The organism is Methylobacterium sp. WL6 (genome assembly GCF_008040095.1).
Lineage (GTDB): Bacteria > Pseudomonadota > Alphaproteobacteria > Rhizobiales > Beijerinckiaceae > Methylobacterium.
Genome location: NZ_VRVH01000240.1, coordinates 1 through 7,090 on the forward strand (window position 1 = coordinate 1; position 7,090 = coordinate 7,090).

5 protein-coding genes and 1 pseudogene are annotated in these 7,090 nt (G+C 70.0%); all 6 read right to left on the reverse strand.

Annotated elements, in window-relative coordinates; translation table 11 throughout:
• Positions 1-250 (reverse strand): annotated as a pseudogene (locus FV230_RS22000) (DUF1009 domain-containing protein); the annotation flags it as partial.
• An 8-nt stretch (positions 251-258) separates the two neighbouring features.
• A complete protein-coding gene (lpxA, locus tag FV230_RS22005; RefSeq protein ID WP_147843918.1) occupies positions 259-1,077 on the reverse strand; it encodes an acyl-ACP--UDP-N-acetylglucosamine O-acyltransferase in 819 nt (272 codons plus the stop codon).
• The gene (gene fabZ, locus FV230_RS22010; protein ID WP_147728017.1) at positions 1,074-1,538 is read right to left on the reverse strand and encodes a 3-hydroxyacyl-ACP dehydratase FabZ; all 465 of its coding nucleotides are present in this window, start codon (positions 1,536-1,538) and stop codon (positions 1,074-1,076) included. Before fabZ ends, lpxA begins: the two co-directional genes overlap by 4 nt.
• Before the next feature lie 134 nt (positions 1,539-1,672).
• Positions 1,673-2,731, reverse strand: coding sequence for a UDP-3-O-(3-hydroxymyristoyl)glucosamine N-acyltransferase (gene lpxD, locus FV230_RS22015; protein WP_147843919.1), 1,059 nt, complete (start codon positions 2,729-2,731; stop codon positions 1,673-1,675).
• A 57-nt stretch (positions 2,732-2,788) separates the two neighbouring features.
• Entirely contained in the window at positions 2,789-5,350 is a 2,562-nt protein-coding gene (gene bamA, locus FV230_RS22020) for an outer membrane protein assembly factor BamA (RefSeq protein ID WP_147728015.1), read from the reverse strand.
• Between the two features lie 423 nt (positions 5,351-5,773).
• Positions 5,774-6,928 carry an RIP metalloprotease gene (locus FV230_RS22025; RefSeq protein WP_147728014.1) on the reverse strand — a complete coding sequence of 385 codons (1,155 nt, stop codon included), beginning with the start codon at positions 6,926-6,928 and terminating at the stop codon, positions 5,774-5,776.
• Positions 6,929-7,090 lie beyond the last annotated feature (162 nt).

The following is a 7,090-nucleotide window of genomic DNA, read 5'->3' on the forward strand; positions in this document are numbered from 1 at the left end:
GGCTGGGGGCCGGCACGATGGTCGCCGGCCCCCAGCCCGCGAGGATGCGCAGGGTCTCGCCGATGTCGAGGAGGTCGACGGTGGCGTCGGCCCGCGCGCGCAAGGGGCGGTCGGTGAACCCGCGCAGCGCCAGCACCTTGAAGGCGCGGCCGGCACGGTCGAGGGAGTGGGCGACCTGCTCGGGCAGGCGCCCGGCGCCCGCGACCAGCACCAGCCTCGCGTCCGGCCGTGCGGGCCGAGGAGCCGACATCGGCGGCCTCAGGCGCCGCCGCCGGAAGCCGCCGTCTCGCGCGGCGTGCAGATCGAGCGCTTGCCGCCGGCGCGGATGAAATCGAGGATCTCGCGCACCGCCGGGTGGCTCTCGAATTCCGAGGCCACGTCCTCGACCCGCTCCATCAGCGTCCCCTCGGGGGCGAAGAGCAGGCGGTAGGCGCGGCGCAGCGCATGGATGTCCTCGCGCGCGAAGCCCCGGCGCTGCAGGCCGACGATGTTGAGGCCGGCGAGGTAGGCGCGGTTGCCGAGCACCATGCCGTAGGGGATGCAGTCGTTCTCCAGCCCCGACAGGCCGCCGACGAAGGCGTGCGCGCCGACGCGGGCGAACTGGATCACCGCCGCGCCGCCGCCGAGAATGGCGTAGTCGCCGACGCTGCAATGGCCGGCCAGCATGACGTTGTTGGAGAAGACCACCCCGCTGCCGACGTGGCAATCATGCCCGACATGGGCGTTGGCGAGGAAGGCGCACTTGTCGCCGACCACCGTCTCCAGGCCGCCGCCCGCGGTGCCGGGGTTCATGGTGACGCCCTCGCGGATCAGGCAGTCGGCGCCGATCCGCAGCGTCGAGGGCTCGCCCTTGTATTTCAGGTCCTGCGGCGGGTGGCCGATCGAGGCGAAGGGATAGATCCGGGTGCGGGCACCGATGCGGGTGTCGCCCGCGACGACCGCGTGGCTGACAAGCTCGCAATCGACGCCGAGCACCACCTGCGGGCCGACATGGCAGAACGGGCCGATGCGGCAGCCGTCGCCGATCTCGGCGCCGTCCTCGACGATCGCGCTCGGATGGATCGCGGGCGCGCTCACGCCGTCACCAGCATGGCCCCGATCTCGGCCTCCGCCACGAGGGCGCCGTCGACGCGCGCCTCTCCGCGGAACCACCACATCGTCTTGCGGTGGTTGGTCTTCGTCATGTGGAAGCGGACCTGGTCGCCCGGCACCACCGGCTTGCGGAACTTGCACTTGTCGATCGTCATGAAGAACACCTGCTTGGTCTGCACGTTGCTCTGCATGATGTGCCGGCAGCAGATCGCGCCCGCCGTCTGGGCCATGCCCTCGATCAGCAGCACGCCGGGAAACACCGGCATGTTCGGGAAATGCCCGGTGAATTGCGGCTCGTTGACGGTGACGTTCTTGATCCCGATGCAGCTCTCGTCGCCGTCGATCTCGATGATCCGGTCGATCATCAGGAACGGGTAGCGGTGCGGCAGCAGCTCCAGCACCTTCTGGATGTCGGCCGAGCCGAGTTCACGCGCCGTCTCACTCATCGATCTCTTCGATCCTCGCCTCGACGCCGCGCATCCGCGCACGCCCGTCGTCACCGATCCCCGTCCTTTCGACCCAAACGGCGCCCCGACGCAAGCGCGGCGGGCGCACGGGCCGGATCGATCGGCCCTTTCGATCAGCCTTTGTCCGCCGGCTCGTCCCGGCCCGAGCGCTCGGCCAGGCGGGCGAGCGTCGTCAGCTCGCGGAACCAGGCGCGGACCGGCTTGGCCGGCGTGCCGCCCCAGCGGCTGCCGGGCGGCACGTCCCGGTTGACGTTGGAGGAGCCGGCGATCTGCGAGCCGCGGCCGATGCGCAGATGGCCGACGACGCCGACCTGCCCGCCGAGCACGACGTAGTCCTCGAGCGTCGTCGAGCCGGAGATGCCGACGCCCGAGACGATCACGCAGTGGCGGCCGATCACCACGTTGTGGGCGATCTGCACGAGGTTGTCGATCTTGGTGCCCTCGCCGATCACCGTGTCGCGCGAGGCGCCGCGGTCCACCGTGGTGTTGGCGCCGATCTCGACGTCGTCCTGCACGATGACGCGGCCGACCTGCGGCACCTTGAGGTGGGTCGCCCCCATGTGGAAGCCGAACCCGTCCTGGCCGATCCGGGCGCCGGGATGGACGATTACGCGGTTGCCGACGAGCGCATGGCTCAGGGTGGCGCCGGCGCCGATCGCGCAGTCCCGCCCGATCCGCACGTTGGGTCCGATGCCGGCGCCGGGGCCGATCACCGTGCCCGCGCCGATCTCGGCGCCGGGGCCGACGACGGCGCCGGGATCGACCGTGACGCCGTCCTCGAGGCGCGCATCGGGGTGGACGTGGGCGCCGGGCGCGATGCCGCGGGCGCCGAACTGCGAGCCCGGGCGAAGCGCATCCGGGTGCAGCCGGCCGAGCAGCACCGCGTAGACGCGGTAGGGATCGCGCAGGACGAGGCTCGCGGTGCCGGCGGGCACGCGCGCGGAAAAGCGCGGGGCGACGAGGCAGATGCCGGCCCGGGTCGCGGCGAGCGCGTCGCAGTAGCGGGCGTTGTCCATGTAGGCGAGGTCGCGCGGCCCCGCGGTCTCGAGCGGCGCGGCGCCGTCGATCCGGTGCGCCGGATCGAAGCCCTCGGGCACGGGCAGGCCAGCCGCCTCGGCGACGAGGCCGAGGGTGAGACCGGGCTGCGGGATGAAGAAGACGGGATCAGGCATGCACGACAACGCGCCGCCCCGGGAAACCCGAGGCGGCGCGCGACCTTTTTTCTCGGATCAGAACCGCGAGCCGCCGGAGAAGCGGAACGCCTGCGTCTGGTCCGCGCCGATGTGGCCGTACTTGCCGAGCGTCGGGACGAACACCTTCAGACCCTCGTCCTTGCTCAGGGCGTAGGCGTAGTCGAAGCGGATCGGGCCGAGCGGCGAGTTCCACAGGATCGAGGCGCCGACCGACGAGCGGATGACGGCCTTGTCGCGGACGTTCACGCATTCCGGCTCGACGCCGATGTTGAAGGCGTTGAAGTTGCACGCGCCGCCGGGCGCGGTGCCGTTGATGAAGTTGTCGCCGTTCACGTCGAACGTGGTGCGGCCGTGATAGCCGAACAGCGTGCCGGCGTCGGCGAAGACCGCGCCCTTCAGGCCGAGATCGCGCGGCACGTAGGGGAGCGGGAACTGGATCTCGAGGGTGCCGCCGACGTAGGTCGAGCCGCCGATGGCGTTGGAGCGGGCGTCGGTGGTGCCGACGTCGCGCGGGCCGATGCCGTTGGGGGCGAAGCCGCGGACCAGCGACGGCCCGAGGAAGAACTGGTCGGTGATGCGCAGCGGGTTGCTGTCCAGCGCCTCGATGTGACCGCCCTGGAGGCGGACGAAGCCGACGACGTCCTCGTAGAGTTCCTTGTAGTACCGGGCGTCGCCGGTGACGCGGAAGAACTTCGAGTCGCCGCCGAGGCCCGCGACGTCGGGCTTCAGCTCGGCGTAGAGGCCGTTGCGGGGCGCGCCGATGACGTCCAGCGTCGAGTAGGCGAGCGTCAGGCCGGCGAGCGAGGTGAGCGTGTTGCCCTGGGAGCCCTTGATCGCGATCGAGGCCTCGCCGTTGTAGGCACAGGCCGGGTACTGGGCCAGCCCGCTGACGTCGCGGCCGTTGAGCTGCGCGCCGTTCGGGTAGACGCTGGTGATGCCCGGGATCGGGTTCGAGCAGTCGTTGTAGGGCTGCTTGATCGAGTTCGGGACCTTCAGCTCGGTGTTGTAGAGCGAGTAGCGCAGGGTCACGCCGAAGGCTTCGGTCACCGGCAGGCCGATACGGAGCTGGCCGCCGTAGACGGTGGTCTCGTAGCGCGAGTACCGGGTCAGGTCGCTGTACTTGTAGAACGCGTCGAAGCCGGCCGCGAGGCGGTAGCCGAGGAAGTACGGCTCGGTGAACGAGAAGTCGACGCCGCGCGAGTACTGGCCGCCGGTCCCGGCGACGCGGACGTACTGGCCGCGACCGAGGAAGTTCGACTCGGAGACCGAGACCTCGCCGATGATGCCGTCCTGGGTGGAGTAGCCGCCCGCCACCGAGAACGAGCCCGTGGGCTGATCCTCGACGTCGATGTTGATCACGACGCGGTCGGGCGAGGAGCCGGGCTCGTTCGAGAAGCGGACCTTCTTGAAGAAGCCGAGGCCGTTCAGGCGGCGCTCGGCGCGGTCGGTCAGCACGCGGTTGTAGGCGTCGCCCTCGGCGATATCGAGCTCGCGGCGGATGACGTAGTCGCGGGTGCGGGTGTTGCCGCGGATGTTGATGCGCTCGACGTAGACGCGCGGGCCGTCCTCGACGACGAAGCCGAGGGAGACCTGGTGGGTCGCGCGGTCGCGCTGGCCGGTCGGGCGGACCTGGGCGAAGGGATAGCCGGCCCGGGCGACGTCGTTGGTCAGGCCCGACAGGGTCTTCTCGACGTCCTCGGCGTTGTAGACGTCGCCGACCGTGGTGCGGATCTCGCCGTCGAGGTTCTTCGTGTCGAGGCCCGGCAGGCGGGAATCCACCGCCACGGCGCCGACCGTGTACTGCTCGCCCTCCTCGACCGTGACCGTGATCACCCAGCCGTTGGCGTCCGGGCCCTCGACGTAGCGGGCGTCGGCGTTGACGATGCGGAAGTCGGCGTAGCCCTTGCGCAGGTAGTAGCGGCGGACGAGGTCGAGATCGTTGGCGATGCGATCGGGATCGTAGACGTCGGAGGTCTTGATAAACGACAGGAAGTTCATCTCGGACGAGGAGACCAGCCCCTTCAGCGTCCGCTCGCTCACGGCGTTGTTGCCGACGAAGGTGATCGACACAATGCCGGTCTTATCGCCCTCGTCGATCTGGTAGATCACGTCGATCGAACCGTTGGGCAGGTCGACGGTGCGGTAGGTGACCTTGGCGGTCCCGCGGCCGGCGCGGCGGTAGACTTCCTTGATCCGCGCCATGTCGGACTTGATCACGGCCTCGTTGAAGGCGCCGCGGGCCTTGGCCTCGACCTGCCCTTCGAGCGTGGCCTTCTCGATCTTCTTGTTGCCCTCGAACACGACCCGGTTGATCAGGTTGTTCTCGCGGACCGTCACGACGGTGCGGCCGCCGCTGGCGGCGACCTTCACGTCCGCGAACATGCCGCTGGCGAGCAGGTTGCGGCGTGCTTCCTCGGCAGAGCCCGATGCGGTGCCGGTGACGTAGGAACGGATGGTGTCGGCATCGACGCGGCGGTTGCCCTGAACGACGATCTGCTGGGCCTGCGCGACCCCGGTCAGCGCAATGCCCGCCGCGGCGGCTAGGACGATGGTCCGCTTCACCGACTTGCGCCGGTGCTTCCCCGTCATCGACATCATCTATTCGCCCGTCTGTCTTATCATCGGATCGGGTTCGCACCCGCCACGAGCGACCGTTGACCGGTCGTCCCGTAATACCTGGTCCAAGCGTAGCTCTTAGCGGGATTCCCCTGCCAAGCAAACGGCGCGGGGGGTCCTATGACCGGGATTTTGGGGGCCGTGGCCTTCAGGCCACTTAACGCTCCCGCAAAGTTCCTATCCATTTCGTCGCAGGGTAAACGAACGGTAAATCCCTGCCCCGACACGGAAATCCCGAGCCGTGCCGGATCCGGGAAACGTCTTCGTAACCCTTCCACGGCCTCCCGTCAGGGGACTCGCCGGGGGCCGGTCAGGCGCCGCCGGAGGCCGCCGCGCGCGCAATCGCGGCGGGATTGCGGCGACCGCCTCGTGGGCGGCGCGCGGGGACCGAGCGCGGTGCCGCGCTCAGGTCGCGCGCCAAGAGGCGCCGAGGTTCAGGATGTCGTTCCAGGCCGCGAAGATCATCAGCACCAGCACGAGGGCGAGCCCGACGCGGAAGCCGATCTCCTGGGCGCGCTCGCTCAAGGGGCGGCCGCGCACCACCTCGAAGGCGTAGAACAGCAGGTGGCCGCCATCGAGCAGCGGCACCGGGAACAGGTTGAGCAGACCGATCGAGACCGAGAGCAGCGCGATCAGCCCGATCAGCGCACCGATGCCGCCGACCTTGGCGACCTCGCCGGAGACGCGGGCGATGCCGATCGGCCCGGAGAGCTGGTCGGCGGATTCGCGGCCGGTCACCAGCTTGCCGAGGTAGGAGAAGGTGCGCTCGACCACGAACACCGTCTCGTGCACGCCGAGGCCGAGGGAGGCGACCGGGCCGTAGGTGACGAGCTTCGCCTCGGAGGCGGCCGGCGAGCGGATGCCGAGGCGCCCGATGCGGTGGCGGCCGAACTTGGTGCTCTCCTCGTAGACCGACGGCGTCGCGACGATCGGCACGTCGGCCCCGGCCCGCTCGACGACGAAGTTCAGCGGCGTTCCGGCGCTGCCGGTGACGATGCGGTACATCGTGTTGAAATCGGGGATCGGCTCGCCGTCGATGCTCTTCACGAGGTCGCCGGTCTGGAAGCCGGCCTGCGCCGCCGCGCTGCTGGGATCGATCGCCGAGACCCGGGCCGGCAGCTCGAGACGGCCGCCGAGCCAGATCGCGCCGGCGAACAGCAGGATCGCGAGGATGAAGTTCGCCACCGGGCCGGCGACGACGATCGCCGCGCGCTTGGCCACCGGCTGGGTCGGGAAGCTGATCGCCCGCTCCTGCGGCGTCATCCGCGCGATGGTGTCGGCATCCGGAATGCTGGCGCCGTTGGCGTCGCCGTGGAACTTGACGTACCCGCCGAGCGGGATCGCGCAGAGCTTCCAGCGGGTGCCGTGGCGGTCGTTGAAGCCGACGAGCTCCGGCCCGAAGCCGATCGAGAACGCGTGGACGCCGACGCCGCACCAGCGTCCGACGAGGAAGTGCCCCATCTCGTGGACGAAGACCACGACGGTCAGCACGAACAGGAACGGGATCACCGCACCGAAGAAGCCGGTGGCCGTGCCGCCCATCGCGGTCAGGAAATCCATGCGTCGATCCTCGGGCCGCGATCGGGCCTTGCACTCCGCTCTAGCAGATCGGGGCGGTGGTGATCCAACGCAAACCTGCGCCGACGAAACGCCAGCGTGGCACGAGCGCGCGGCGGCGGCGATGCGGGCGCGGCGCGAACCCGCCTTTTCCCCGCTATCCCC